At 51.8% G+C, this 26143-nt stretch carries 29 protein-coding genes, 1 pseudogene and 1 riboswitch; of the genes and pseudogenes, 3 read left to right on the top strand and 27 right to left on the bottom strand.

The annotated features are described in order from the left end of the window. Positions 1-108 precede the first annotated feature (108 nt). From racE to ACX93W_RS00605, 6 genes are all read right to left on the bottom strand, one after another. A complete protein-coding gene (racE, locus tag ACX93W_RS00630) occupies positions 109-918 on the bottom strand; it encodes a glutamate racemase (protein WP_459390393.1) in 810 nt (269 codons plus the stop codon). Positions 919-1160: 242 nt separating this feature from the next. Further along, positions 1161-1673: a YtxH domain-containing protein gene (locus ACX93W_RS00625; RefSeq protein ID WP_459390392.1), complete on the bottom strand. Its 513-nt coding sequence runs from the start codon at positions 1671-1673 to the stop codon at positions 1161-1163. Between the two features lie 2 nt (positions 1674-1675). Further along, positions 1676-2188, bottom strand: a complete 513-nt coding sequence (locus ACX93W_RS00620; RefSeq protein ID WP_459390391.1) for a hypothetical protein — start codon at positions 2186-2188, stop codon at positions 1676-1678. A 247-nt stretch (positions 2189-2435) separates the two neighbouring features. Then, the gene (locus ACX93W_RS00615) at positions 2436-3134 is read right to left on the bottom strand and encodes a helix-turn-helix transcriptional regulator (protein ID WP_459390390.1); all 699 of its coding nucleotides are present in this window, start codon (positions 3132-3134) and stop codon (positions 2436-2438) included. A 99-nt stretch (positions 3135-3233) separates the two neighbouring features. Next, positions 3234-3656, bottom strand: a complete 423-nt coding sequence (locus ACX93W_RS00610) for a DUF86 domain-containing protein (protein WP_459390389.1) — start codon at positions 3654-3656, stop codon at positions 3234-3236. Positions 3657-3804: 148 nt separating this feature from the next. Further along, the gene (locus tag ACX93W_RS00605) at positions 3805-4092 is read right to left on the bottom strand and encodes a Dabb family protein (RefSeq protein ID WP_459390388.1); all 288 of its coding nucleotides are present in this window, start codon (positions 4090-4092) and stop codon (positions 3805-3807) included. A 142-nt stretch (positions 4093-4234) separates the two neighbouring features. On the opposite strand from ACX93W_RS00605, the gene ACX93W_RS00600 reads away from it, so the two are divergent. Beyond that, positions 4235-4495, top strand: a complete 261-nt coding sequence (locus tag ACX93W_RS00600) for a hypothetical protein (RefSeq protein ID WP_459390387.1) — start codon at positions 4235-4237, stop codon at positions 4493-4495. 74 nt (positions 4496-4569) lie between these two features. Here the strand turns inward: ACX93W_RS00600 and ACX93W_RS00595 are convergent, their stop codons facing one another. The 18 genes from ACX93W_RS00595 to ACX93W_RS00510 all read right to left on the bottom strand — a co-directional run bounded on the left by ACX93W_RS00595 (position 4570) and on the right by ACX93W_RS00510 (position 21663). Continuing rightward, on the bottom strand, positions 4570-4959 hold the full coding sequence (locus tag ACX93W_RS00595) for a cupredoxin domain-containing protein (protein ID WP_459390386.1): 390 nt from the start codon (positions 4957-4959) through the stop codon (positions 4570-4572). Between the two features lie 147 nt (positions 4960-5106). Continuing rightward, positions 5107-5523: a hypothetical protein gene (locus ACX93W_RS00590; RefSeq protein ID WP_459390385.1), complete on the bottom strand. Its 417-nt coding sequence runs from the start codon at positions 5521-5523 to the stop codon at positions 5107-5109. Positions 5524-5636: 113 nt separating this feature from the next. Next, positions 5637-6026, bottom strand: a complete 390-nt coding sequence (locus ACX93W_RS00585) for a phage holin family protein (RefSeq protein WP_459390384.1) — start codon at positions 6024-6026, stop codon at positions 5637-5639. A gap of 194 nt (positions 6027-6220) precedes the next feature. After that, positions 6221-7591, bottom strand: coding sequence for a hypothetical protein (locus ACX93W_RS00580; RefSeq protein WP_459390383.1), 1371 nt, complete (start codon positions 7589-7591; stop codon positions 6221-6223). Between the two features lie 91 nt (positions 7592-7682). Further along, positions 7683-8255, bottom strand: a complete 573-nt coding sequence (locus ACX93W_RS00575; RefSeq protein ID WP_459390382.1) for an SLOG family protein — start codon at positions 8253-8255, stop codon at positions 7683-7685. A gap of 90 nt (positions 8256-8345) precedes the next feature. After that, on the bottom strand, positions 8346-9830 hold the full coding sequence (locus tag ACX93W_RS00570; RefSeq protein ID WP_459390381.1) for a phytoene desaturase family protein: 1485 nt from the start codon (positions 9828-9830) through the stop codon (positions 8346-8348). Beyond that, positions 9827-11017, bottom strand: coding sequence for a glycosyltransferase family 2 protein (locus tag ACX93W_RS00565; protein WP_459390380.1), 1191 nt, complete (start codon positions 11015-11017; stop codon positions 9827-9829). Before ACX93W_RS00565 ends, ACX93W_RS00570 begins: the two co-directional genes overlap by 4 nt. Further along, positions 10993-11691, bottom strand: a complete 699-nt coding sequence (locus tag ACX93W_RS00560; protein WP_459390379.1) for a lysophospholipid acyltransferase family protein — start codon at positions 11689-11691, stop codon at positions 10993-10995. Before ACX93W_RS00560 ends, ACX93W_RS00565 begins: the two co-directional genes overlap by 25 nt. A 31-nt stretch (positions 11692-11722) precedes the next feature. Then, entirely contained in the window at positions 11723-12442 is a 720-nt protein-coding gene (locus ACX93W_RS00555; protein ID WP_459390378.1) for a carotenoid biosynthesis protein, read from the bottom strand. A 2-nt stretch (positions 12443-12444) separates the two neighbouring features. After that, positions 12445-13314, bottom strand: a complete 870-nt coding sequence (locus tag ACX93W_RS00550) for a phytoene/squalene synthase family protein (RefSeq protein WP_459390377.1) — start codon at positions 13312-13314, stop codon at positions 12445-12447. After that, positions 13315-14781, bottom strand: coding sequence for a phytoene desaturase family protein (locus tag ACX93W_RS00545; RefSeq protein ID WP_459390376.1), 1467 nt, complete (start codon positions 14779-14781; stop codon positions 13315-13317). It lies immediately after the preceding gene. A gap of 53 nt (positions 14782-14834) precedes the next feature. Continuing rightward, entirely contained in the window at positions 14835-16346 is a 1512-nt protein-coding gene (locus ACX93W_RS00540) for a phytoene desaturase family protein (RefSeq protein ID WP_459390375.1), read from the bottom strand. 472 nt (positions 16347-16818) lie between these two features. Beyond that, positions 16819-17340, bottom strand: coding sequence for a preQ(1) synthase (queF, locus tag ACX93W_RS00535; RefSeq protein WP_459390374.1), 522 nt, complete (start codon positions 17338-17340; stop codon positions 16819-16821). Between the two features lie 21 nt (positions 17341-17361). Continuing rightward, the gene (queE, locus tag ACX93W_RS00530; RefSeq protein ID WP_459391971.1) at positions 17362-18066 is read right to left on the bottom strand and encodes a 7-carboxy-7-deazaguanine synthase QueE; all 705 of its coding nucleotides are present in this window, start codon (positions 18064-18066) and stop codon (positions 17362-17364) included. A gap of 152 nt (positions 18067-18218) precedes the next feature. Further along, on the bottom strand, positions 18219-18887 hold the full coding sequence (gene queC, locus ACX93W_RS00525) for a 7-cyano-7-deazaguanine synthase QueC (RefSeq protein ID WP_459390373.1): 669 nt from the start codon (positions 18885-18887) through the stop codon (positions 18219-18221). A 186-nt stretch (positions 18888-19073) separates the two neighbouring features. Beyond that, positions 19074-19117: riboswitch (PreQ1 riboswitch) on the bottom strand. 7 nt (positions 19118-19124) lie between these two features. Continuing rightward, positions 19125-19451 carry a hypothetical protein gene (locus ACX93W_RS00520; RefSeq protein ID WP_459390372.1) on the bottom strand — a complete coding sequence of 109 codons (327 nt, stop codon included), beginning with the start codon at positions 19449-19451 and terminating at the stop codon, positions 19125-19127. 59 nt (positions 19452-19510) lie between these two features. Continuing rightward, positions 19511-20539 (bottom strand): leucine-rich repeat domain-containing protein, encoded by a 1029-nt coding sequence (locus ACX93W_RS00515; protein ID WP_459390371.1) that lies wholly within the window; start codon positions 20537-20539, stop codon positions 19511-19513. A gap of 20 nt (positions 20540-20559) precedes the next feature. Continuing rightward, positions 20560-21663: a rhamnogalacturonan acetylesterase gene (locus ACX93W_RS00510; RefSeq protein WP_459390370.1), complete on the bottom strand. Its 1104-nt coding sequence runs from the start codon at positions 21661-21663 to the stop codon at positions 20560-20562. A gap of 123 nt (positions 21664-21786) precedes the next feature. Here ACX93W_RS00510 and ACX93W_RS00505 point away from each other — a divergent pair, with 123 nt between their 5' ends. Both ACX93W_RS00505 and ACX93W_RS00500 read left to right on the top strand, forming a co-directional pair. Next, positions 21787-22725 (top strand): J domain-containing protein, encoded by a 939-nt coding sequence (locus tag ACX93W_RS00505; protein WP_459390369.1) that lies wholly within the window; start codon positions 21787-21789, stop codon positions 22723-22725. A 35-nt stretch (positions 22726-22760) separates the two neighbouring features. Further along, a pseudogene (locus ACX93W_RS00500) lies at positions 22761-23117 on the top strand (class I SAM-dependent methyltransferase); the annotation flags it as partial. Here the strand turns inward: ACX93W_RS00500 and ACX93W_RS00495 are convergent. The 3 genes from ACX93W_RS00495 to ACX93W_RS00485 are packed head-to-tail and all read right to left on the bottom strand — an operon-like array spanning position 23102 to position 26122. Further along, on the bottom strand, positions 23102-23827 hold the full coding sequence (locus ACX93W_RS00495; protein ID WP_459390368.1) for a LutC/YkgG family protein: 726 nt from the start codon (positions 23825-23827) through the stop codon (positions 23102-23104). The pseudogene ACX93W_RS00500 and the gene ACX93W_RS00495 overlap by 16 nt on opposite strands. Further along, positions 23820-25397, bottom strand: a complete 1578-nt coding sequence (locus tag ACX93W_RS00490) for a LutB/LldF family L-lactate oxidation iron-sulfur protein (protein WP_459390367.1) — start codon at positions 25395-25397, stop codon at positions 23820-23822. Before ACX93W_RS00490 ends, ACX93W_RS00495 begins: the two co-directional genes overlap by 8 nt. After that, on the bottom strand, positions 25394-26122 hold the full coding sequence (locus ACX93W_RS00485; RefSeq protein ID WP_459390366.1) for a (Fe-S)-binding protein: 729 nt from the start codon (positions 26120-26122) through the stop codon (positions 25394-25396). Before ACX93W_RS00485 ends, ACX93W_RS00490 begins: the two co-directional genes overlap by 4 nt. Between the last annotated feature and the right edge of the window lie 21 nt (positions 26123-26143).

Raw genomic sequence — 26143 nt, 5'->3', positions numbered from 1 at the left:
TCGGTTAAACCGGGTTATTACATTCTATGTGAGGTCGGGATTGTCCTATCCATGCAAAAAACCGCCTTTCAATGAAAGACGGCCCTTAGTGTTTTTATGGGATGGGGATCAACTGATATGGGGCACCTGCCAGACAACCGGCGTCAATTGAATCTGTTCACCGAGCCATTGCTGGGCGATTGCCCGGAAAATCGCGGGATCTCCACTGCAGAAAAACTGGTGAACGGGAAATTCATCTCCCCGCGCAAGCTTGCGCTTGTCATGCAGGATCGTACTGATTTCCCTTGCTGTTTCATCCGCCGAACTGATTAGATTAACCTCGCTGCCCATGACTTCAGATATGGTTTCCGTCAAAAACGGATAATGAGTGCAACCAAGAATCAAACAATCTATAGGATATGTCCGCATATGAGCAATGGAATCATATACGACATCGAAAGTTTCGGAGGATCGAAAATTCCCCTGCTCAACCAATGTTACAAAGCGGGGACATGCTTCGCTCACCACCTGCACGTGAGGCGAAAGCTCGCGCAGCGCATTTTCGTAAGCGCCGCTTCTTATGGTTCCTTCCGTGCCGATAACGCCGATGCATCCCGTAGCGGTTCTGCCGATGGCAGCCCGCGCGCCGGGGTTAATGACGCCTACGACCGGAATCGCCACTCTGGAGCGGATATCCGTCAGCGCGACGGCTGTGGCTGTATTGCATGCTATAACAATCATTTTGGGCTTATATTGAATGAGATAATCTACAATTTCACGAGTAAAATCCAATACTTCATCAGCGGAGCGCGGTCCATAAGGCGTTCTGGCCGTGTCCCCAAAATAAACGATTTTCTCCCGCGGCAACTGGCGCATCACTTCTTTGACCACCGTTAGGCCGCCTACGCCGGAATCTAATATTGCTATCGGTTGCTGCACAAACACACCGCTTTCTTGGAGTAGGTTACAATCATCGGAGCAATTAACAACACAGCATATGTCTATTTGCTCAAAAACGTACCTACATCTTAACGCATATCCGGACAAGCTTCAAGGAGGAACGCGCCGTTGCGGTGTCAAGAGCCGCAAATCCGAATTAGCGTTTGTTCCGGAGCAGAGAGGGGATACAGGGCATCCTGCACACCCTGATATCCCCGTTCAATATACCAGCAATATGAGTATTATCCGCTAATATCTTCATCGGAAAATTCTCTTGCCGCCTCGGCATCCTGCTCCGTTAAACGGCTGCCATCACCGCCGCCGATGTTGCCCAATACAGCTACGCCCGCTTCAGCAAACGCCTCGCGTTTTTCGCCGGTATCGGTAAGCTCGCCTAATTCATCGCTCGCTTCCACTGCGAGTGAAGAAACCGATACGACAGGACCGTCGGCATGGCTAGCTTCGCCATCCTTGACGCCTTTAACCGCATGTACAGCGCTTCCTGCAACTTCTTTAGTCCGGTCGAACAGCTTAACTGCGCCGCTTCCGATTTCTTTGGCCAAACGCCCTGTCGCATCGCCTGCGCGGGTTGCGGCTGAACGAGTGGACTCTCCCACCTTTTGCGCTCCGCTTGCAATGTCGCCGCGAAGCTCCTTGCCGCTTTTTGGCGCAAACAGCAGCGCCGTGATGGAGCCTAATACGCCTCCGGCCAATGCGCCCAGCAAAAATCCACTGCTTCCTTTTCGTTTGTGCATGATCATTGTCTCCTTTCATTCTTAGCGTTCCCTTTCGCCTGCATCGTTGATGCATGGGAGGTGCGGGATGAATGGTCGGATTCGGCAGACCCTGACGGATTGCGGCCCGATCGCCACAGCTGCCAGGCAGTCAAACCAAGCTCCGCCCATTGCACGGCTTGTTCCGCCTCTCGTGATTGTGAAAGGCGCTCCGCATGCCTGATCGCGGATTGACTAAGTACGTTTGCCGCTTTTTCGGCTGCTGACGTTGTTTTGGCCACCATGCTTCCGGCATCTTCAATGGCGCGAAACCAGCCTTTGGCTGCTTCCAGCCCTTCCTGCAGGTTTCGCATGGCTTCCTCTGCCGGAATCAACACTGCACGGGTTTCCTCCGACAGGCGGGTTATTTCGGCCTTGGCTTCCAGCGCCGATTGCTGCAGAGCTTGCAATCGTATAACCAACGCGCGCATAGCCATCAATATGCCGATTGTCAGCACTGCAAATATAGCTGTCGCAACCGCTGCAATCCATTCCATATCCGCCAGCTCCCTTCACCGCGTCCTGTCGGGTTTTGCCGGGCAAATGCCCATAACGTATTGACAGTATAGTCAGCATGGGCTTGTTTTGACACAAACTTACTGCGAAAACCTTTATGATGGCCTTCGTAGTTTTTCATGCCAATAAAAATTGGCTTTGGCGGGCCCTTGTTGGTCTCCATACAAAAAGCCTGCCAGGATTTTTTGTCCCGGCAGGCTCCGCCTTCTTTTTGATTAAGTGCAATCTCTATAAATCCGATTGGCTGGAATCTTTGATCTCGTAACTGCAGCGCCCTCCGCCTTTGGCCAGGCACTCCGTTCTGTCCACATCCGCTCCCAGCAGCGAAGTGAACAATGCAAGCTCGCAGCTGCAAGCCTGCTGATATTGATCCGCAACACCTTTAATGGGGCAATTATATTCATGAAGCACATAGCCGCCTTCAGGACGTTCTTCCACTTCAGCCATATAACCGCCTGCATTCTGGATAATCGCAAGCTCCGTTACGCGCTGCGAAAGATTTTTTCCGTCCATTCGGGGAGCATATCTGTCCAATAGCCGGTTTTTTCTTCCCAGAAACATTTGGTCGATCAAGACTGCCGTTTCTTCGTCTCTCTCCAGCTCCGCCAACAAATCAATCGTTAAGGAATGATAGTTTTTCGGAAAATATTGCTCTGCTTGCTCCGTCAGTTCAAAGGCGTGCAGAGGTCTGCCCATTGCTTGGCGGACGGTAATAATCCGTACGGCTCCTTCTCTTTCCAGCTCATGCATATGACGTCTGATCGCCATCTCCGTTAATTCAAGGACATGAGCAAGCTCGCTGGCATGCATCCTTCCTCTGACACGCAAATAATGCAGGATATTTCTGCGGGTCGCACCTCCGGTTTTGGGACCAGCGCCGTAAGTGGATTCCTTATGCTCACTCTGTTCTCTATGCCTTTGCGCCACGGTTCCACCTCCATGCCTCGGATTGTTGCCTCCGCCGGCCCGATGGCATCATTGTCCGGTTGACGCGCATTAATGAGCGCGTCAACCTCTTTACAATCGTTAAGCCAGCTCCCGAGCCAAATAATGCTCAACAGACGATTTATAGTCCTCCAGCCAAACGGACAACTCCGCCGATATGTGATGAAGCTCTGCTCGCGGCCAACTATAATATTCCTGTACCAGAGGTTTGCGCAGCTTAACCAATTGAATCAGGTTGTCCCGCAAATGCTCCGAAAAAACGCCTTCAGCGCCTGTAATGTCGATAATATCTTCGTAGCTGCTAGCGTCTCTCATAATAAAGCCGTCAATCAGACAGCTCCCCACATCCGTAACGATTTCAATAGCCAGATGAAGACAGCGCTCCTGCGCCAAACCTTCAACGGCCGTTCCCTTCCAATTGCCGGACAACTCCCGAAGAGCTTCGGCGATTTGAGGGATTTCCGCCAGCCTGGCGGATATTTGCTCCTGATTTACGTAATACATAAAGGCTTCCCTGCTTTCGGCTTTACTTCCTGCGCTTCGCTCTTCGCTTCAGCCAGGCCACCATAATGATACTGCTGAAAATAATAACCAGCAGATAGGTCAACATCTCGTATACGTCTCTCATTTCCGCCATTGATCGTTTGGCCTCTTAGCTTTCGTAATCGACGCTTACGGAAGATTCTCTCACCAGCGTCATATGCTGAATGACCTTTTGATGCTCCGGATGAATCTGGTAAGCTTCCAGATCGGCAAGGGAATCAAATTTAGTGACCAAAGCGATATCGTATGAACGCTCGGAATGAAGCACGTCTGTGCCTACCTCGATGAATTTCAGCACATCGATTTTCCCTTCCATATTGCGAAGAACGGCTGCCGTCGCGTCAACGCTTTCTTGACTTCTGTCCTTTAATTTGAAAAATACGATATGGGTAATCATGTAGATTTGCCTCCCAAATGTGAATTAGCCCGACGCTTTTTGGCGTCAGCATGATTAATATCCTTTTGTCACATAATAACCTAAAGGCTTGTATAACGGCAATGTGCTTTTTGAACACACAAGTAAAGGAGAGACATTCGCCATGCGCTACAAAGCAACCGCTATCGCGGCATTAATTGGTTTTGGCATCTGTGCTTTCAACTACACGGGCTATGATCCCCACAATATGGTGTTTTTTATGCTGAGTGTTCCAGCCTGGTTTGCGGACCTGTTTATCGACATTCATGAGGTAAGCGTGTTGATGATGTACAGTTTAACTATTTTGACTTGGGCGCTGCTTGGTTTTTTCCTTGATGTGTTAATTGCGCGGGAACGCCGCAAAACAGCGCGAAGCGCCAGGTAATTAAGGGAGGCAGCCGCAGCCGCCATCGCATGCAAAAAGGAGCCTTTCGGCTCCTTCCCATTGTCTGTTTTGCTTTATGCAGCTTCTACAATTAACTTGGCTTGCATGGTTTGATGGCCCGGTCCGCATGCGATCGAACAATAGATGATATATTCTCCGGGCTCCGTAAATTCAAGTTCCGTCTCTTTGTTGGCATTGTCAAGCGATACTTGAAGCTCATCAATCTTGATGCCATGGACACCGCTTTTGTTTTCGAGTCTCAAGATGACCTTTTCCCCAACCTTGGCCGTAAACACATCTTCATTAAAGGTAAAATCGTTGGATGCCACAACCTTCATAAGCGTCACGCCATCCGGCATTAAAGCGGATTCATCAACTGGCTTTTCAGGCAATTTGAAGGTTAACAAAAACACACCCAGCAATGACGCAGCAACGAAAACGGTAAACATAATCCATTTGTGCATGGTGACAGGCTCCCCTTTGCAATCTAATCTGCATGTTTGCAACTTATAATATCTACTTCTTATATTACAAAGGTAGTCTGTCGATCTCAATAATAAACTTTGTAAAGAGGAAACTTTTTTCACACTTTTGACAAAACTATGAACATTTTATGAACTTGCCTGGCAATAGTTTTTTATGATTTCGTCGCATTCCTTGCGCACGGCCCCCCACAACATCGTAAAACGATGCTGATATCCCCGGCACAGATAGGCGCCTATTAAACCATCCTGTCCCCGTTTCTCCTCGTGAACGGATATGCCCCGGGCCCGAAATCTCAAGCCGAGGCCCGCCTTGTCCAAAAGCACGCGGTCCTGCACCCCTCTTAAAAACGAGATATATGAGTTTCGGAATTTGGCCTCCGACCTGGACATAATCCCGATATCATGCTCAAGAGCCGAGATCAGAATGCCCAGAATCATATAGCGCTGCACCAGCTGCAGTTCTTCCATGCTTTGAACAGGGGTCGTCCATGATTTTTTCTCCCGGTTGACGACGGCTCCGTTAATTGCTGCATTTGCGCCCATTGCCATCCCTCCATTACAGTCAGCATCAAAAGTAATGCTGCGTTCTCCGATATAAGAACATTTGTTCCCATTATAACGGAAAGGCAGCGCTCAACGCAACTGCCAATAGGGGATTATTTGTTTTTAAGCACTTCAATCATTTTTTTGACTCTCTCGGGCAAAGGAAAGCCCATCCGTCCATAATTTTCCGTAATCGAAATTAATTCATTGGCAATATAAAAATAGACTGCGGCCGCCATCGTTACATTTTCCGTTTCAAGCAAAATGTCGATTCGATGCGCGAGAAGAACGACAAGCAAAGTCAGCCCTTTTTTTGCCAGTCCCCAGGAACCAAACGCGCTGTTAAGGCCCCTGCCTTCCTTCAGAGAAGCGGAAACACCCGTGATGTAGTCCACTCCCATTGTCACCAAAAGCAGTGTGAGCGATTCAGTCCAATGTCCAAAAGCAAACGTTACCAAAGAACCCAACATTCCAATCATGGAGCAAACCCATACAAGCGACATCGCCGCCACCTCTTCTCACTAATAACTTTACTCCATACTATATGCGAGGCGTTTCAAGGTTGTCCGTCAACTTGTCTATGTCCAAAGTGAAATACGCTGAAATCTAGCAAAATCCGCTCCTGAAGCTAACGGGGCACAAAAAAAAAGAAATCGCCACCGTTAAAGTGGGCGATTTCTTTAGGGAGTGCCAAAACTTACAGCGCTTCTCCGTGCAAATAATTAAAGAACGGCACGTCTACCCAGAACTGGTAGGGCGTAATAACCGCATCGGGGTCGATCGCTTTAAATCCTTCAATTACTTTTTCGGAGTTTTCATTCAAGGAAAAAGGATGTACGGTATAAGGGCTGTCTGGATCAGTAATCAGGTTGTTGGTAATGATTTCATAGCCGTCGATTTCTGTTGGCGAGAAATAGAGCGGCTGCCACCAGGAGCCTGCAATCAGGCCGGTCTGGTCGGCTTCATTCTTTTTGGCATAGGCAAAAATGACATCCTGGAACTTCGCCTTGTCTTTGACATTGGCGAATTCAAACACCAGATCGTATTCCTTCGCATAAGCGATAAAATTGCCGTTTTCGATCTGAACGACGTTTGGACCCGGATCGCCCCACTCCTGCAGATGCAGGTAGGCCGATGTTTTAGGCTCGAATTGAACTTTGGCGTTCAGGCCTTCGCTGCGAAGCAAACCGATGAGCTGAACGGCATGCTTCAAGTTGGAATGCCCGTATGTCAGCTTCAAGGAGTCGATAAAATGAGAATCAAAACGGGTATCCTTTAAATTGTATCCGGTAATGAGCTCCTGCTCCAGCGCTTCGTTAACCAAGGCTTGCAGCTTGGGAGCATCGATAATATCGGAAGTCGCATAAGCGGCGTGAAGCTTTGTCACGATATCCGCGTCATAGACATATCCGATATATTGTTTGTACAATCCTTTGCTTTCCAGCACTTTGCCCAGCAGCACATTGGCGAGATCGCCGTCAACCGCGCCTTTGGCATTAAAGTCGGCATATTCCGAAGCCGGAAGCAAACCGGTATCAACGGCTGCGGCCAATTCCTGAGCTACATGGGTGCCCAAGCCTTTGCCCGTAATGCCAAGCGGAGCAAGCGAACGCTCCACCTTGTCGGCCGGATAGGTGTAAGCAAGCTCCTTCAAATCCGCTGCGCGAAGCGCAATCGATACCGCCACTGCATTGGTGAGAGGCTGGTCTCCGCCTACCGAGGGCCCCTTCAGCACGCCGCTTTCAAATAGCGCGGACGCAGGACCATACAACTTGTCGCCAGCTTTCAGATCGCTGAACTCGGCGCTGCCGGCAGCGCCCTCGTAGCCCAGAATAGCTGCCGCGGCTTCAATAAAGTCGCCTTTGGTGGGTTTTGCAGGCAGCTTTACGCCGTATTTTTCCTGCAGAAATTGTCCGTATTCCCCTGCGCTAATTTCTTGCGCGTGATAGGCGGAAGCCACCGATGCCGTCGCGGCTCCAACATGGGATGTTGGCTGGGCCAGCAGCAATGCCGCCGCACCAAAAAGCGCAATCAGCCATTTACCGCTTAAACCTTTCCGTGCTCTCATTATGTATGACCTCCTGAAAATAATTCCCATTAACTAAATCGGAATTAATGGTTTTCAGAATTATAGCAAGCAATCTTCAAAACTGTCAATGTTAAAAATGCCCATCCTGGAAGTCTTCAACTGCGCGCTCTTCATCGGCAATGCTTTGGATATCCTCCGATGTTACCGTGATGATGGGATAGCCGTCACGTTCCGAACGCTTTCGGGCTTTTTCCTTTAGAAACCGCGGGCTCCCCGCTGCCGCGTCCTCATCGTAAACGAGAATAAGGCCGTCGCTTTTTCGAAGCAAAAGCTCATCCCTCGCTTGAAATTGCCAAGGCCCCTCGTAAGGCGCTTTGCTTACCGGGGCATAATAATCGACCTTCGCCAACAAATTCCGGTAGTAGGACTGCTTGTCTTCTTTCCAGTCCTCCTCCTGATTGGCAAACGCCGTTATTACCGAAACCTTTAGCCCCGGATAACGATCCTTTAAACCAATGGCCGCTTCGCAGGCCCAGAGATCAACGCCGTATTGTCCAGGCGTTATGACCCACTCCAGCCCGTCCTCCAGCAATGGAACAAGCTTGTTCTCGATGGCTTTCCGGATATAGGGAATGCCTTTATGCTTTTGGCTGAAAATACCCAGTTCATGTGCCCGATAGCCCGTCACCATTGCCGTCTTCATATCTGATCTCCTACAGGTTCCGTCATGTCATTGGAGCTTTTTTCCGCACAAAACGATTACTATACACTCTAAGAACAGAAGCGGAATTTGTCAAATGGAATGATTGCCGCTCTTTAAAATCCGGTCCGCCACAAGCATGCCGGAGAGCGTAACCATTGGCGTGCCTCCCCCGGGATGGGTTGTCCCGCCCACAAACCAAAGGCCTTCCGCGTCGCCCCTGTTGGAAGGACGGTTAAAGGTTTGGCGCGGCGTATTGGAGGAAATGCCGTAGATGGCTCCCCTATACGCGGAAGTACCAGCCTGCAAATCCCTCGGGCTGTACGTTTCGGCAAACTCCGTGCTGGCGGTCAGCCCGCCCAGCCCTCTCTCTTCCAGCTTGCTCAGCAAAAAGGACGCATACTCCTCCCCCCGCTCCTCCCAGTTCCATCGTTCCGACAAATACGGGGCATTGGCCAAAATAAACAAATTGCTGCTCCCGGGAGGCGCCATGCCCGGTTCTGAATAACCGGAGTGGCAAATATAAATCGCCGGATCGGACGGAGCCGTCAATCGGCCGAAAATATCCGCAAACTCATCTCCATACAAGGGGGGATAAAAAACTGTGTGATGACGAAGTCCGCTGAACGTCCGACGGACACCGGCCATCATGGCAAAACCGGACAGGGAAGGTTCATACCCTTCTATACGGGCATCGCTCATGGAAGGACGGTTTGCGGCAGCGAGCAGCTCCTGATGAATGGACAATACGTCGCCGCCCGCCACGACCAGATCAGCGTCATAATCTCCATTGCTGGTGCAAACCCCCGTCACTTTGCCCCCTTTTACCGCGATGCTGTGCACTCTCTCCGACAAACGAATTTCGGCGCCAAGCTCTTTGGCGAGCTTGCCAAACGCCTCGGCGATTTTATAATTGCCGCCTTTTGCGGCATAGACGCCCAGTTCAAGCTCGACATGGGCCAGCATGCCAAAGATGGCGGGAGCCTTAGCAGGGTCGGAGCCGACATAAGTCGCATACCTGCCAAACATGGCAAGCGTGTGGGGATGGGAAAAATAACGGCGAAGCAAGCCGTTAAGCGAGGTGAAGGGCCGCGCTTTAAGAAAACCTTTTACCAGTCCCGGCCGAAGCTTGTCGCTCCAGCCTATCAGCAGGTTGTTAAGAAACTGTTCTTCCGCAAGCCGGTACAACGATGCCGATTCTTCCATAAAGCTGCGATAATTGGCGGCATCGCGGGGGCTGAATACAGCCAGCTGGTCTTCCATCGCCTTGGGGTCGGAGTAGGCATCCACTATGGAACCGTCGCAAAATAGATTTCTTGAACCGGAATCAAGCCGGTATAGAGTAACGTAATCCTCCAGCGATCTTCCGACTGACCGGAACAGGGAGTCAAAAATATGGCGCATCGTAATAGTGCTTGGTCCCCTGTCAAATAGATAACCGTCTCGTTGAAGCCGTTGAAGCTTGCCCCCCACCGTAGCTTGCTGTTCCAGAACAGTCACTTTGCAGCCGGCATGAGCCAATTTGATCGCAGCGGCCAAACCGCCTAAACCCGCGCCGATGACAATTGCTTTTTTCATAGATACCGCCTTCCCTTCCAACTATAACCTTTGCCCGTTACGGACCCATGCCAAGAAGCGGCAGCGATCGCAAGCAACGCGGCAATTCCCGGCGCAATCAATAGGGCGTCTTGAAGCGGCCGGCGATGATGCCGGTCGATCGTAAGCTTTATCAACATCCCCAGCAAACAGCAGAGCGCCGCGGGCAGCAACGACGAACCCGGCAGCAGCCCGGCAACCGCGCCAGCCAGCGCCAGCGGGGGAAGAATATACAGCAGACTGTAATAGATCATAATAAATAAGAGAAGGGGATGACTCCGGCCCAATCCCGGAAACAGGTTTTTCCGGTAGCCGTTCCAAACCCCTCCGGCGTCGTTATACATACGCATCGAGACATGATTGCATAGATTAGCCAACGTCATGGGATTGCCGGATGACTTGATTCTGCGCGCAAGCTCCATATCGTCAAGCAGATGTTTCCCCAACGCGGCATGGCCGCCGCATGCTTCATACGAGGCGGAGTGAACCAGCATAAATGCGCCATGAGCGGCGACAAATGCCGGATTGGGTGATTTTCGCACCATAGGTATTGGCAAATGACAGGCGATAACAAAGGACATTAACGGCACTACCAGACGCTCCAGCCAACTCCCCGTCACTTGCCTTGGGAAACCCGTAATCAATCCCGCGCCCTGCTGCTGCGCCATTGCCATCGCCGCAGCCAAAGCGTCGTTGCCTAACTCCGCATCGCTGTCAAGAAACAGCAGCCATTGCCCCGAAGCAACACGTGCCAGCTGCATGCAGGCATGAGATTTCCCCGTTATGCCTGGCGGCAGCGGCGCGCCATCAAGCACCCGCGCCGTTAAGCCATCCCGATGTCCGGCAGAGCGGATGGCCTCTAATGCCTCCGCCCTCGTATCGTCCTCGGAACGATCATCCAGCACTAGCAGTTCAAGACTGGGCCAATCCTGCGCCAACACGGACTGAATGCAACGGCCAATCTTCCCTTCTTCATTCCGTGCGGGAATCAACACCGACAGACTTGCGCTCCCGTCAGTGGTCCGCCGCCGGGAGGCAGACATAGCTTTGCCCCCTTCGGCTTGGCCCGAAGAGGGCGTTGTCAATTGCGGCATTTGATTCAAATTCCACAGTACATATAACCATTGAAACCCCAGCACAGCCGCTAAACATCCCAATAACGTTTCCATTGCCGCAGCTTCTCCCTCCAGTCGTCAAATCGGTCGCTCGTGGAACTTCGCCGGAGAAACAGGGACTCAAACCATTCATTATTCGCCATCCCGGCTTCGCCCGCTTCAATGGCCATGTCTTTGTGCCGGTTTAGCTGGGTTTCCAACATGCCTTGCAGCAAATCGGTTATCTCTTTTCGCTTCCATTCATCCCAGCTGTTGCGGACGGCTCCGCCAAACCACATGGATACTTCGGGCTTTTGCCCGCATGTGCTGTAATGAATAGTGACGGGAACAAGGGCTGCTTGCGGGCATTTGCGAAGCACATAACCGGCTCCGCCTCCGAAAACAAGCGGCCGCTCCTCCTGATGGGTTATTTTGCCCTGGGGAAAAAGCCAGACATGCCCGTCTTGCCGCAGCAGCGAGACGGTATGCTCCAATGCGGCCAAGATGCCGCGTTTACTGCTGCGATCAACGGGATAGGCTCCCAGCTTGCGGAAAAAACGGTATTTGTCCAGCTGAATGTTGTCCATCATGAGGTTAGTCGGTTTGCCGGATACGGTCTTGGCGGCATGCCGCAAAAGAAGGCCGTCCCACCATGAGCTGTGATTGACGATAAACAAGACGGGGCCTTGCAGTTCATCCCGCAGAGGGCCAACCCGTATTGAAAAGGCCCGAAAATGCCGCCGCAGCAAATAGTGCTCGTTATACCGGTCGAAAACAGCTCTAAAAAGGCGGTGTTCGTTTCGCGATTTTATAGCGCAGCCCCCCTTCCAGCAAGGCGGAAGCCGCAACGGCAATCAAGATGGGAAGGTATTGCTCCTCCCGAATTCCGAGCAACCCAAACATCATAAGCATCATCTGCGACAGGGTGACCGCTTTCCGTCGTACCGGAACCGGTACTGCCCGAATCGGAAACAGAAACGACAACGCAAACGAAATCAGAAACCAGCTTGCGAAGTTGCTGAACGGAATGCCGTAATATCCCCCGTCACCCTCCCAAGACCAGAAACTGCGGGCATAGGCAACGGGGTCCAGCACCAGGTCGAATATAACCGTGCACAAACCCACCCAGAACGCCCGGAGCCACTTGCTGCCTGAATCACTCAGCAAAACCGCGGTTACGATGACGCCTGCCCAGGCAAACGCAATGGTCAGAGGAACCCCGCCTAACGAAAAACCAAGTACGGACGAATAATGATAAGTGCCAAAAGGCCAGCCGGTCGCAACGCCAAGCCATTCCACGGAGAACGTAAGCAGCCCCGCTGCGAAGGCTCGGCCCCAGCGGATAACCACTTTTTCTCCCAGAAGCCGTTCCACGTCCAGCGCGCAGCATGCAAAAAACACAAGAAACAAACCGTTAGAAAAAGCCAGCCAGTCCGGCACGCCAACCGTGAGCATCAACAATAGGCCAACAACGTACCAAAATACAAAAAGTTTGCCCATGCTCAGCTCACCGCGGTTTCCGTCCCGTTTTGGCGCGGCTTGCCGTATTTCCGTTTAACCGTGGCATAAATGACCCCTTTTTCCAATGACCCCACAATGGAGCGTTTCGTAAACACTTCATAGCGGTTGTCCCTCACTTTGTTCAAAATGGCACTATAATAGCCAGCTGCCAATTCTACCGCGATGGCGCTTTGCACAGGGTAACTTCCGATATTCTCCATGCCGATCCGAAACCATGACTTGGATAGCTCCGCCAGCTCGTCGATGAGATGACGAAACGCCTCGTTAACCTCTCCCCGGTTAAACTGCTCTTCCGTATAGCCGTGGCGCTTCATCCATTCCAACGGCAAATACCGGCGTCCCCGATCACGGTCCTCGCCTACATCCCGAATGATATTAACGATCTGCATTGCCTTGCCCAAATAAATGCCCGATTTCGTTACGGCTTCGCCCGGCGCGTCATGCAGAACCGGCAGCAGCATTTCGCCTACCGTTCCCGCCACCAGATAACAATAACCTTCCAACTGCTCCATCGTCTCATAATGGGTTAATACCAAATCTCTGCGTTGTCCCTCCATCTGACGGAAAAACGGCTCTTTGCTAAGCTTGAAATGGCTGAACAGCCAGCGCAGCGAGTCCCATATAAAATGTCCTTCCGTATGTTCCAGGTCATCAAAACCTTGCTCCAGCTCTTCAATTGTAAAAACCGGCTGCTTCTCGTCGATGGCATCGTCGATGAGGCGGCAGAAGGCGTATATGACAAACACGGCTTCTCTTCTGGGACTGTCCAACAGGCGGAATGCATGGTAAAAACTCGTTGAACCTTTGGCGATCATGGCTTCGCATTGAGCCAGATTGTCTTGAACATTCATTTAGAAAACCTCCTCGTAAAGATGATGGGCAAGCAGCCTTGCTCCTTGCATAACAATGGGAATGCCTCCGCCGGGATGAATGGATGCCCCAACGGCATAAAGGCCATTTATTTTATTGTGCTTGAACTGCGGCCGGAAAGCCGCGGATTGCTGAAGCAGCGGGGCGAGCCCAAAGCTTCCCCCCAGGAATAAACCATCCCGGCTGGCTTCCCGGGGCGTTCGCACGCTTTTCCAAACGATCGATTCCTTCAGGCCGGGAAATCCCCTCCGTTCGGCTTCGTCCAATACATGCTCTACCAGAGCTTCCGTCTCCTCTTCCCAATTGACATAGGGTTCGGGAGGACAAGGAATTAAAAAATACAACACGCTTTGGCCCGGAGGGGCAGCCTCCGCGTCCATTGCCGCAGGATTAAACACATAAAAGGACGGTTGCTGGGTTAGTTTCTTTTTGACAAAAATGTCTTGCAAGCTATCATGAAGCGATGGCGGCAGGAAAAATTGATGAGGTGCCGAGTCGTTCCATACCTTATCCGTTCCGGCATACACCAGCACACAGCCGGACGACGGCACATATTTGCCGCTCCGTTTCTCTGCTTCGACAATCGACCCGTTTCCGGATAGATGAGGAAGCCTGTGGGGCATATCGCCGTTATAAACCACGGCGTCGCTTCGATACTCCTTGCTGTCCGCAATCAGCCCCTTGCAAGAGCCGTTCTCCAGCAGCAGGCTCTCTACTTCCGTGCCGGTGTGAATATCCACTCCCCGCGACCTCAGCTCCTTCTCCAGCAGCGGAACAAGGGAGGCATAACCGCCTTTAACATACCAGACGCCGTAATCATGCTCCGCATAGGGGAGCAGCGTATAAAGTCCCGGAGCCTGGAACGGCGCTCCCCCGATATATAACGTCTGCAGGGAAAAAGCGTCTATAAGGCGTTCGTCCTTAAAGAACGAGGCCGCAAGCGATCTGGCGCTTCTGTAAGCGCGCAGCCTGGCCAATAGCTTCAAATTGGATACGGTAAAAAAATGGCTTTTTCGCAAAAAAGGACGATCCAGAAACGCTGCCTTGCCAAGCTTGAAGCCGTCTCTCATATGGTCCATATACCGGAGGAAATCCTTCGAGCTTCCCGGAGAGAGCCGCTCCAGCTCCTCCAGCTGCTTATCTCTGTCCCGCCATTTCGTCAGCTTCGTTCCATCATCATAATGAAAAACATGCATAGGCGAGCATTCCTGAAGCGGTATGGCTGAGCGGGGGATACCGGCTTCCTCCAGAATGCCAAGCAGCATTTCCGGCAGCAGCACTATGGTTGGACCCTGGTCGATCCGGAAGCCGTCTCCTTCCTGAAACGCAAGCCGGCCGCCCAACCGGTCTTTTTTTTCAAAAAGCCCCACATCGGCGCCTTGCTTGCTCAGAAGCAGGGCGGTCACCATCCCCCCGATGCCGCCACCCGCAATCAAAATCCGTGGCATGTCCGCCACCTCCTATGCCTTGACTATAAGTTCAAATAATGATTGTCAGTAGATTAGATATGCGCTGCGGCTGAGCTTTTTTTGCCCTGATCCTGTTCCAGAATAAGCCTGGCGCTAATTCGCGCGGATTCAAAGATGGTAGGCAGGCCGCTTCCGGGATGGGTGCCCCCTCCGACAAGCCAGCAATTGGCCATTTCCTGAAACCGGTTATGAGGCCGCAGCAGAAGCATCTGATCCAGGGAATGGGCCAGATTAAAGGTGGCCCCTTGATAAACATCGTGGCTGTCCCGCCAATCCAGCGGGGTAAGGCTTTGACACACCTCTATGGAATCCCTAAGCTTGCCGATGCCCGGCTCTTGCTCCAGCCGGTCGATCACGAACTCCTTGACCGCCTCCTGCTCCTGCAGCCAGTCAGTGCCGCCCGTCAAATTAGGCACCGGCATAAGCACGTAAAGCGCCGTTTTGCCCGGAGGAGCCAATGTAGGGTCGTTAACGGACGGATTATGAACATAAATGGAAGCATCTTTGGACAGCACCTTGCTGCGGGTCAGCTCATCCGCATTGCGGCGATAATCCTTTGCAAACAAAATGGTGTGATGAGGCATATCGATTTCCCGGTTTAAGCCCAGATACAGCATAAAAGCGGAACAGGAATATTTTTTGGCGGCAAGCTTCACCGGCGAATATTTTTTAAGCTGTCCCGGCTGGAACAAACGGCTCATCGCCGTTGCGAAATCTGCGTTGATGACGACGTGGTCCGCATGAACCTTCTCGCCGTTTTCCAGTTGCACGCCAATGGCTTTCCCGCCTTGCGAAAGCACCTTGTCAACGCCGGTTTTCAAAGCAATTTCGCCTCCGAACTCGCCGATAATATCCGCCATCGCCTGGCAAATCCGGTTTACTCCGCCAATGGGATGGAACAAGCCGTATTGATGCTCCAGATACGACAATATCGTAAACGTGCCAGGGCAGTTCCAGGGCGACATGCCCAAATATTTAGCCTGAAAGGTAAAAGCGCTGATTAGCCGCTCATCATTGAAATACCGCGAAAGCCTGTTGTAAACAGTGTCCGTAGCATGAAGCTTGGGCAAAGCGGCAAACACATCGGCAGAGAACAAATCGCTTATTTTGCTGAAGGGCCGCTGCAACAGCGGTTTGACGACCTTGAACTTCTCGCCTTCCTCACGCAAAAAACGCAAATACCCTTCTCCGTTGCCGGGAAAATGCTGCTCGATCTCCGCCACCATCTTTTCACGGTCACGCGTGGCTTCAAAGGAAATGTCTCCGAACTGCAGACGGTACATAGGGTCAAGCTCAACCATTTTTACATAATCATGCAGCTCACGGCCCGCCGCATGGAATAATTCCTCAAGCAGCCAAGGCATCATCAGAAACGTTGCGCCGCGGTCGAATTGATAATCTCCCAGTTGAAAGCGGGATGTTCTGCCGCCCACAACGTCTTGTTTTTCATAAACGGTAACCTTGTAGCCTTGCGATGATAAAAGCATTCCCGCCGCAAGTCCTCCCGGCCCGGCTCCGATAACCGCAACTCTTTTACCGACCACCGCAATTGCTCCCCTCAATAATTATTTATACCGTAAGGTTAATTAATACTATACTATACCCTTTCGCAGATTCACAACAGATATTTTCATTTTCAAAATTAAAATTGACATAAGAAAAAGGGGCTGTCCAAAAAGCCGATCCGCGTATCTGATTCAATTAAAAACGCTAATGGACATCCGTGTCCGTTAGCGCTTATTTTTTAGCTTTTTGCGTTTGTAACGGACATTGATGTCCGTTACAGTGAAAATTATCCAATAATTACCCATTTTGGGGCTCTAACGGACAAGGATGTCCGTTAGCATTTCAAAATCTGCGTTTTACGCGTCTAACGGACTTCCGTGTCCGTTAGAGCGTTTGACTTTTTGGACAGCCCCTCTTCAAAATGCTGCGGTATAATCTTTTTCACGCAGATATTCATTGATTCAATTATTCGGGTTTTACAACAACAGACGCCATAATCTTCCTGTTGTTTTACCGGTTGTCGACCTTTTCGGGGTACAAATCATGATTCAGCAAACGATGCTCCGCCATGGCTTCATATTTCGTTCCGGGACGCCCCCAGTTGCAATAAGGATCAATCGAAATGCCGCCGCGCGGCGTAAATTTGCCCCATACCTCGATATAATGCGGGTCCATCAGCTTAATGAGGTCGTTCATAATGATGTTCATGCAGTCCTCGTGGAAATCCCCGTGATTGCGGAAGCTGAACAAATAAAGCTTCAGCGATTTGCTCTCCACCATGCGCACATCCGGAATATAAGAAATGTAGATGGTCGCAAAATCCGGTTGACCCGTAATCGGACAAAGGCTTGTGAATTCGGGACAATTGAATTTGACGAAATAATCGCGGCCCTGATGCTTGTTGACAAAATGCTCCAGCACCTCCGGCGCATAGCTGAAGGTGTAGGCCGTCCCCTGATTGCCCAGAAGCGTCAGGCCATCCAGTTCCTTGCCGTCTCTTCCTTTTTCATTATTTGCTCTCGTTTCACTCATTGAATTCATCCCCGCTTTTGGCTAAACGCCTTTTTTATTGCCCCACACCCATGTATGAAGCTGCGGCAGCACGTGTACGCCGCGAAGTCCCTTATCCTCCATGACCAGCCCGACCAGCCATTCATATCGCTCCACCAAATAAGGCAGCATGGCTCCAGGATCGGTTTCAAGCAAATTCCCGTTCCCGGCCTGCAAATAAAAAGGAACGCCGGGATAGCGGCTATGAATGGATGCGGCATACGCCAGGTCGGCTTCATCAAACACAACAACCTTCAGGCAAAAAATGCTTCCGGCTTCGGACAATGACTCCATGATATCGTCAAGCTTCCCCAAATCGGTAACCATGCCGGAGCTTGGCGGTTTGGGCGACAACGTCAACTCGTCGATATCGGAAAACCATGGCTGCCACCGGCTTCCCTGGGTCTCCAGCGCAACCTTGATGCCTTCCGCATGAAGCAGATGGATCAAGGAATCCAGCTGCGGAAGCAAGGCGGGATTGCCGCCTGATAGGGTGACATGGTCAAAACGGCCGCGGCCTACGGCTTTCAGCTTATTGAATATGTCGATTGCGCTCATTGGCACAATTTCGTCCTTGCCCGTCCCGTCCCATGTAAAAGCTGAGTCGCACCAGCTGCATTGATAATCGCAGCCGGCAGTGCGGACAAACATCGTTTTACGTCCGATAACCATGCCTTCTCCTTGCACGGTCGGCCCAAATATCTCCATAACGGGGATGCGGCGTCCTCCGGAGGAGTTTGTCTGCCGCCCATTGTCATCCACCGTCAATGCAGAGCCCTCGCCAGCGTTCGGCCTCTTATGAACGGCAGCTTCCCTGTCAGCGGGCGCATCATCGTGATAAAGGTTCGCAGGCCGCATCATCAGAGTGTCTCCCCCAAAAGCGCCTTGCTCTCCAAATAATCCTCCAGACCTCTCCGGCGCAAATGACAGGCCGGACATTCACCGCAGCCATCCGCCTTGACGCCGTTATAGCAGGTCAACGTACGTTCACGCACAAACTGGAATGCGCCCAGCTCATCAGCCAGTCCCCAGGTTTGCGCTTTATTCAGCCACATCAGCGGCGTATCAATAACAAAGCTGTAGTCCATCGATAAGTTCAACGTCACATTAAGCGACTTGATAAATACATCGCGGCAATCCGGATAACCGCTAAAATCCGTCTCGCAGACGCCGGTTACAATATGGCGAGCGCCAATGCCTTTAGCCAATACGGCCGCAAAGGTCAAAAAGAGCAAATTGCGTCCATCAACAAAAGTGGAAGGTAATTCGCCTTCCTCCTGCTTGATATCAATATCGTTTCTTGTTAGCGCGTTCGGCGCCAACTGATTCAGCAGCCCCATATCCAGCACGTGATGGCGGATTCCAAGCTCGGCGGCAATTTCAGCCGCGCAATCCAGCTCCAGGGCATGCCGCTGTCCGTAATTGAAGGTGACGGCTTCTACCTCTCCGAATGTTTTCATCGCCCAGAACAGACATGTTGTGCTATCCTGTCCGCCGCTAAATACAACAACCGCTTTTTCGTTCCTCATCTGTTACCCGCTCCTCTCGTTTTCTTAAAAGACGAAGCGTTCGCAAAACCTGGCATAGGGAGTTTCCCTCTGCCTTTCTCCAAAAGAAATCGGCGCTTATCGGTTCAAATGAACCGATAAGCGCCGAACACAAAAACGACGTTGCCCCCTAGACGTTTTTTCAAAAAACGCCATAACGGACAACCGTTTCGTTTAGTTTTTTATAGAGGGAGTTCGCGAACCTCTCCCGGCAACGCATTACTCTTGTGCAAATGCAATTATATAAGTTGAACAAAAGGAAATTTTTTTGTTCAACTTATATAGACATGCCGGATTTTCTTTTTCAGTTATCCATCGTACTATATCACAACAATCCCACCATGGGAATAACCCATTTACAGCAGCTCCCCCAGCTCTCTCAAGGTTTGCGCCATATGCTGCAGCAGTTCGGGAATATCCTCCATCTGTTCTTCGCCGATCGCTCCGTCCCGAAACGGTCACCAGTCCGTCCAGATTGTCCATATCATACAGTTCGTTCTCCAGCGCAACCTTTATATTTTCAAAAACCGTGGGGTGAAAATTCATACGTTTGCCTCCAATTGCCTCGGCCGTGAAACATCCCGGCATCCCCGAAGCGGGGTAATTTACAATAAATGTTTGGCCGCATGCTGTATGGCCAACGAGTGGATTTGCCCGCTTGCGGGAATGTTTTCGATCAGCACATCTCCTCTGCCCGCTTCTATCATCATCTTCTGAAGAGCAGCAATGCGGCCTTTATTGAAGTCCATAAAGCGAAAATCGACTTGTCGCAAAGTGACCATCTCGGTCAGCCTCTGGAAAGCTTCTGCTTTTATACCTGGGTTGATTTCCTTCAACTCCACATATTCCAGATGGCTCGCCGTCCACAAGAGGTCGATTTCTTTCAACCCTTTCATGTAACCCAGTTCCAGTTGGCGCAACCGTTCAAGCTTGGAAAAATCAAAAAGCCGTTGCGCTTTTGGCTGAGCGATATGAAGAAATTGCAGATTGGTCAGCAAGCTCAGCTCGTCCAGGCTGGTCAGGTTGCGAACGGAGGACAAGGTCAGTATTGACAACGGTGAACCCTCAAGGGCCGCTAAAGAACCCTCTTCCAACGTGCAGCTGTCGATGAACAAATATTGAATCGATGGCAGGGACGCAACGAAGTCAAGCTCGGCGATGGCGCAGTTCAATACGAGCGACTCCAACGAGAAGCAGTCCGAGATCGGCGACAAAGAGTTAAATTTCCCGGACAATCTGAGGTAGCGCAATCGTTTGAAAGAGCGGATAAAATCCAGAGATAGTTCCTTTTTGGAGCTTATCACCAAAAAATCCATGCGTTCCAATGAGGAAAGTTTACCCAAATCCTGCGAATGGTTTATGGCGAGCTGGAGGGCCGATACATGCCCGAGGCAGGAAAGCGCCGTCAGCAATTCCTCCGAATAGCGACTTTTGGCATCGCTATGGCTTACCGATAAGATCAAATCCGGACGCCGGGAAAACAATTCATTATCCAGCCTAACCAAATCGTCCAACGTATCGACTCCGGCAAGAAATGACACAGTAGCGCGGTTTCGGAGATGCCGGACGGCATCCTTGATTTTTTTCGTCGTCCAGGGCACTCCGCTCATTGAGCCCGGCCAGATTTCTCCCATTATGCTCCCCCTATCGGTTCCTATGCTCTCAAATAAAGCGCAACAGGCGTCAGGTTTAGCTCCCTTACGCCCTCAACGACCAGCTCCGCAAGCTTCATGGCGCCAGCTTCCTGGAAATGGGTATCGTCCTTGACGCCTTCTGAAAAGGCGATAAACTCGCCGGGCAATCCCCACATAAACAGCTCCTTGCATCTTTCGGCTCCCAGCAACGTGAAAAGCTCTTCAGACTTGACGGCCAAATCGATGATCTGCGTATCGCTTTCCTTGGCTAATTCCCTCATCGCTGCCAAATAATCTCCATGCGTATCGACCAGCTCGCCATTATCGTCGAAACGGCGGCGATGCATCGAGGTGACGAGAACCGGCTGCGCTCCTTTTGAACGCGCCCCTTGAATGTACTTCAAAAGCATGTCCTTATATGAGCCGAACGGCTCGGTGTGCCGGGCAGAATCGCTTTTTTGATCGTTGTGTCCAAACTGAATCCACAGATGGTCGCCAGGACGGATCTCTTCCATAATAGCCTCTAGCCGTCCTTCGTCGATAAAGCTCCGGGAGCTTCTGCCCGAAACGGCCCGGTTGTCCACCGCAACCTCCGCCTTAAAATAAAGCGGCAGCATCTGGCCCCAGCCGGCATACGGAAAGGTCTCCTGGTCGGTCACCGTCGAATCTCCGGCCAAAAAAACCGTCATCGCGGATGGAGCCGGCTGGATTCGCAAATAGTTGATGCGCGGCGTTATGCCGGAGAAGGCCAGCTTCAGATGCTCCTCCTTCACCTTGACGGTGAAGCTGTATGTGCTATATTGTCCGGCAATTGTGCTTGCCCGGGACAAAACGGTGGAACGCTTTCCGAACTGAATCGTAGTAACGGTAGGCGCCAGCTCATCGCCGATTATGGCGGTCAGCGTATAGCAGCCGTTGGGCAGATCAACGCGGAACGCCGCTTCCATCGGAATACAGAAGGCGGAACGCAGACGGTCACCACCGCTGCGTATACGGGAGCCGATGCAACCTCCCGGCAAAAAGCCGTAACCCGTTTCCTGACTATATACGCTTTCGGGCAAGATTTGTATAAAAGGAGACGCCGGGGATTCCCCGATTCCAAAATCAAACTCATAGGTTTTCATTGCAGCCTTCATCCTTTCGGAGAGTGATCGAACATGAGTTCATTTGCGTTGCCGGGATAATTCCGTATACTTATACTATAGGGAATCTAGCGGATTTTTTCCAATTATAACTGAGGTGAAACTGTGGACGACAACAAACAACTTGAAGAAGCCTATCGCTTAATGGGACTTGAACCAATGGCGAACAAAGAGGAAGTCGAAAAGCGTTATACTACGCTGCTCAAAAGGGACCGCGCACGCGCAAAACAAAGCGGCAGTGAAAGCGCATCCTCCGACAGCGGCAGCGAACCCGATTTTTCAAAAATGACGGAAGCCTACCGCTTTATTCTGGAATACGAGGATCGTAAAATAACGGACGCCTTCAATCAGCAGGAATACGGCAAATACGGCGGCATGGCGGAAAAGGCTCAAAAGGTGGATCATTTTTGGCGGTATTATAAATTCCATACGCTGGGAGCCATCGTTCTGATTGCGCTGATCGTTTATGGCATCAACAGCTTCATTGATCATCGCGAGCATCAAAAATATTTGGCCAGCCTGCCGCCCGTTGATGTTCACGTCTCGTTTTTTGGCACCTTTATGCTGGAGGAAGGACAAAAGGATCAAACAGCCGTTAACGAGGCGTTGTTGACGCAATTCCCGGAATGGCAGCGAGTGGAATCCACCATCACCTTTGTCCCGCAAGATGACATGAACCAAATGGCTTATTTGCAAAAAGCCGCTGTTACGCTGGTAACGGAAAAAGCGGATGTCTATATTATGGACCGCAGCATGCTGGAGTACATCGGCACCCAAGGCGTTCTTATGGAGCTGGACGACAAATCGGATCTCATTGGCGGACTGGACGAAAAAAGACTTCAGAAATTAACCGTTACGCCAGGCGTATCGGATGAAACTCCGGGAGAAGAGCATATTTACGCCATCGATTTAAGCGGCTCCTGGCTTGCCACGGATCTTCCGTTGCTCAAAATGGATTTGTTTGCCGGCGTACGCGTCAACTCGGAAAATCCGGAAAAAGCTCTTCAGTTCATTAATACCTTTAAAAACACCATTGCTGAATAACTCCATAGCCCTATAAATGTTGGAGAGATGCGCCGATGAAACAAAATAAATACGACGATACAGAATTTTTCTCCGCCTATAAAGAAATGCCCCGTTCGGTCAATGGACTGGACGGGGCCGGAGAATGGCATGAGCTGAAGGCAATGTTGCCCGATCTCCGCAATAAAAACGTGCTGGATTTAGGCTGCGGGTTTGGCTGGCATTGCCGTTACGCGCGAGAGCAATCCGCCCGCTCCGTCATTGGAGTCGATATTTCCGAAAACATGTTGCAAAAAGCTCGAGAGCTAAGCAATGATCCTGCCATTACTTCTCTGAAAATGGCCATTGAAGACTTCGATTTACGGGATTCATTTATGAGCATCCCCGCTTCATGCCTTCACCCGATCAAAAGCGCATAAACGATTCCCGGGCCGTGAACGCCGATGGTCAAGTCATTTTCGATATCGGAGGAACGGCTCGGCCCCGTTATAAAATGAATCCCTGCGGGCAAGTTTTGGCGCCCCGCGTGGTGAAACGTTTCCAGCACCTCTCCCAGCCTTGTGACAAGACGATCCAGCGGAATGAGAATAAACAATACAGTGGGAAGCAGGCTGACGGAACGCCCTTTTTCGCCAGAGGACAGAACGGTTACCGAGCCGGTATAGGCGACGGCATGGTCGGCTTGCACGATGCCAAAGTCGGCGCCTGCCGCCACGGCCTTCCATGACTTGCCAGGGTCGCTGTTCCATACGGCTATATCGGCATGGGGAAGGGCTTTCTCCAGCTCAAGGTCAGCCAGAGCAGCTTCATCTTGGCGAACCACTGATTTGGCGCCCATCTCCTCCGCCTTTGCCGCAATAAAAACGGAGGCTTCACGGAGCGAGGCAAGGCGTGCTACATGACCGCCAACGGACAAAAAATTGTCGGTAAACCCTTTGATTTTCTCCTCATCACTCCATTCCAGAGCAGTCCAGAAATCCGGCGCGCCGCGATGGGGATGATGCGGCGCTTCCGTCATGGGACTATGCCCCAGCCGTTTGGCGATTCCGCCGATAAACTGCTTCTGCCTCTCCCGGGACTGCTTTTCCAGCCGGGCAAGCCACTGCTCATGGGTTTCAGTCATGATTGACGCCTCCTCCCCGCTGCTTATTCTTGCTGTCCTTGCTATCGCCGTCGTAGTTTGCACCATGCCCGGCACTCCGCTTTCTCTCTTGCAGCACCCGCTCCATCCGCTCCGAAACGGAAGGTTCCATTCCTTGCAACCCCGCCCGCAGCTCTTGTTCGAGCGTTGGCCACCGGTCGCGGAATGATTCCTTTGGCAGCGCAGGCGTAACGCGATAAGCGTTCCAGCCTTTGAGCGGGCCTAGCTTGGACTTGATGAAGCCATCGCGAAGCAGCAGCTTTTGCCCTGCTTTGCCTAGCCGCAGCATACCTCCGAGCCGCTTGGAGCTGCCCATAATTGCTGCAAATCCTCCCATGCCAAGGCTCTCCAGCTTGCTGCCATGACCGCTTTCCACTTTGCGCCGCCGCAAATAAACCAGCATGTCGTGCAGCGGTATTTTGACGGGACAAGCCTCGTAGCAGGCGCCGCACAAAGTAGAGGCGTTTGCGATATCGTCCCACTCCGCCACATTGGCGTTCAGCGACGGGGTCAACACCGCGCCGATGGGGCCGCTATAGGTGCTGCCGTAGGCGTGTCCGCCGATATGCCGGTAGACCGGACAAGCATTCAGGCATGAGCCGCAGCGGATGCAGTTCAGCAGCTCTTGAAACTCGGGATCGCCCAGTTGAAGCGACCGGCCGTTATCCACAATAATAATATGCATTTCATCCGGGCCGTCGGCGTCGGCGCTTCGGCGCGGGCCCGTAATGCCCGACATATACATCGTGAGCTTTTGCCCCGTAGCGGAACGCGGCAGCAACGTCGCCATGACCTCCAGATCGCTCCAGGAGGGAATGATCCGCTCCATGCCCATCAGCGTAATTTGCGTCCGGGGAATGGTGCTTACCATTCGCGCGTTTCCTTCATTTTCAAAGAGTACCATCGAGCCGGTTTCGGCAATGGCAAAATTGCAGCCGGTCATTCCGATGTCCGCCTCCAGAAACTTCTCCCGCAGCTTTTTTCGCACAAAACCGGCCAAAGCCGTCGTATCCGGCGGCAGCTCGTATCCCGCTTCCTTTGACAATAACTCGGCGATTTGGTACCGGTTTTTGTGGATGGCGGGAATGACGATATGAGAGGGCATCTCACCGGCCAGCTGGATGATATATTCGCCCAAGTCGCTCTCTATCGCTTCAACGCCAATCCCCTCCAGCGCCTGATTGAGATGAAGCTCCTCCGAAACCATCGATTTGGATTTGACAACCGACCGCGCTCCGGTGCGGGTGGCGATATCCAAACTGATTTCCACCGCCTCCGCCGCCGTAGCCGCAAAATGGATATGAACACCGTTTTCTCTGGCGTTATCGACAAATAAGTTCAAATAATAGTCGAGATGGGCGATGGTATGCAGCCGGATGGCGCGTCCCCGCTCTCTCCATTGCTCCCAATTGCCATGCTCGGCCGACGCGTTTTTTTTGCCGTTTCTGAGTCGTTCCGTCGTAAAGCGGACCGCCTTCCGCAGAAACTCGTCGTTCAGGGCAATCTCCGCCCGCGCTTTTACCGTGGCTCCGCTTTTGCTTCCTCCGCTCATGCGCCCTTCACCCCCTCATACAGCAGCTCCGCCAGATGCATGACGCGCACCGGCTTGCCCCGGTAATGCAAATTCCCGGCGATATTCATCAGGCAAGCCATGTCCAGGCCAACAAGCACTTCCGCTTCCGTCTCCAGCACATGGTCTGCTTTCTCCGTTACCATCGCTCCGGAAATATCCGCCATTTTGACCGCAAATGTCCCGCCAAACCCGCAGCAGTCCTCTGCAAACGGCAGCGGAACAAGCTCCAGATGATTAACCCGCTCAAGCAACAGCATCGGTTCCTCCTTGATGCCCAAAATTCGCGTTCCATGACAAGAGGGATGGTATGTCACCTTGTGCGGGAAGGAAGCGCCAAGATCCGTTATGCCCATGACTTGAACCAGAAATTGCGTAAATTCGTACGACTTCTCCCTCAGCTCGCGAACCCGCTCCATCTGGTCCGGCTCATGCTGAAACAACTTGTCGTAATGATGCAGCATACCGGTACAAGAGCCTGAAGGCGCTACCACAAAGTCGCTGTCTTGAAAAGCATCCAGAATGATCCGGGCCGCCTCGCGCGCTTCCTTCCAATACCCGCTGTTGTAGGCGGGTTGTCCGCAGCAGGTTTGCACGCTTGGAAATTCCAGCGTCACTCCGTACTCTGCAAGTAGTCGCGCCATGGCCTCGCCGACCCTTGGAAACATGGCGTCGCTCATACAGGTAATAAACATGGAAACCTTCATGCCTGGCTCCAGCCTCCTTCT

The organism is Paenibacillus sp. CAU 1782 (genome assembly GCF_054551715.1).
The sequence above is the reverse complement of the archived record's forward strand: the minus strand, read 5'-3'. Positions and strand labels throughout refer to the sequence as shown.

Coding starts and splice junctions, on each gene's coding strand:
- ACX93W_RS00490 (WP_459390367.1), bottom strand. CDS start 25,397: ATGAGCGGAGGAAGCAAAAGCGGAGCCACGGTAAAAGCGCGGGCGGAG.
- ACX93W_RS00550 (WP_459390377.1), bottom strand. CDS start 13,314: ATGAATGTTCAAGACAATCTGGCTCAATGCGAAGCCATGATCGCCAAA.
- ACX93W_RS00590 (WP_459390385.1), bottom strand. CDS start 5,523: ATGGGCGCAAATGCAGCAATTAACGGAGCCGTCGTCAACCGGGAGAAA.
- ACX93W_RS00495 (WP_459390368.1), bottom strand. CDS start 23,827: ATGACTGAAACCCATGAGCAGTGGCTTGCCCGGCTGGAAAAGCAGTCC.
- ACX93W_RS00515 (WP_459390371.1), bottom strand. CDS start 20,539: ATGGGAGAAATCTGGCCGGGCTCAATGAGCGGAGTGCCCTGGACGACG.
- ACX93W_RS00520 (WP_459390372.1), bottom strand. CDS start 19,451: ATGAATTTTCACCCCACGGTTTTTGAAAATATAAAGGTTGCGCTGGAG.
- ACX93W_RS00565 (WP_459390380.1), bottom strand. CDS start 11,017: ATGGAAACGTTATTGGGATGTTTAGCGGCTGTGCTGGGGTTTCAATGG.
- ACX93W_RS00625 (WP_459390392.1), bottom strand. CDS start 1,673: ATGCACAAACGAAAAGGAAGCAGTGGATTTTTGCTGGGCGCATTGGCC.
- ACX93W_RS00510 (WP_459390370.1), bottom strand. CDS start 21,663: ATGAAAACCTATGAGTTTGATTTTGGAATCGGGGAATCCCCGGCGTCT.
- ACX93W_RS00585 (WP_459390384.1), bottom strand. CDS start 6,026: ATGTCGCTTGTATGGGTTTGCTCCATGATTGGAATGTTGGGTTCTTTG.
- queC (WP_459390373.1), bottom strand. CDS start 18,887: ATGAGGAACGAAAAAGCGGTTGTTGTATTTAGCGGCGGACAGGATAGC.
- ACX93W_RS00485 (WP_459390366.1), bottom strand. CDS start 26,122: ATGAAGGTTTCCATGTTTATTACCTGTATGAGCGACGCCATGTTTCCA.
- ACX93W_RS00620 (WP_459390391.1), bottom strand. CDS start 2,188: ATGGAATGGATTGCAGCGGTTGCGACAGCTATATTTGCAGTGCTGACA.
- queE (WP_459391971.1), bottom strand. CDS start 18,066: ATGGAGATATTTGGGCCGACCGTGCAAGGAGAAGGCATGGTTATCGGA.
- ACX93W_RS00600 (WP_459390387.1), top strand. CDS start 4,235: ATGCGCTACAAAGCAACCGCTATCGCGGCATTAATTGGTTTTGGCATC.
- ACX93W_RS00580 (WP_459390383.1), bottom strand. CDS start 7,591: ATGAGAGCACGGAAAGGTTTAAGCGGTAAATGGCTGATTGCGCTTTTT.
- ACX93W_RS00610 (WP_459390389.1), bottom strand. CDS start 3,656: ATGTATTACGTAAATCAGGAGCAAATATCCGCCAGGCTGGCGGAAATC.
- ACX93W_RS00545 (WP_459390376.1), bottom strand. CDS start 14,781: ATGCCACGGATTTTGATTGCGGGTGGCGGCATCGGGGGGATGGTGACC.
- ACX93W_RS00570 (WP_459390381.1), bottom strand. CDS start 9,830: ATGAAAAAAGCAATTGTCATCGGCGCGGGTTTAGGCGGTTTGGCCGCT.
- queF (WP_459390374.1), bottom strand. CDS start 17,340: ATGAGTGAAACGAGAGCAAATAATGAAAAAGGAAGAGACGGCAAGGAA.
- ACX93W_RS00555 (WP_459390378.1), bottom strand. CDS start 12,442: ATGGGCAAACTTTTTGTATTTTGGTACGTTGTTGGCCTATTGTTGATG.
- ACX93W_RS00575 (WP_459390382.1), bottom strand. CDS start 8,255: ATGAAGACGGCAATGGTGACGGGCTATCGGGCACATGAACTGGGTATT.
- ACX93W_RS00595 (WP_459390386.1), bottom strand. CDS start 4,959: ATGCACAAATGGATTATGTTTACCGTTTTCGTTGCTGCGTCATTGCTG.
- ACX93W_RS00605 (WP_459390388.1), bottom strand. CDS start 4,092: ATGATTACCCATATCGTATTTTTCAAATTAAAGGACAGAAGTCAAGAA.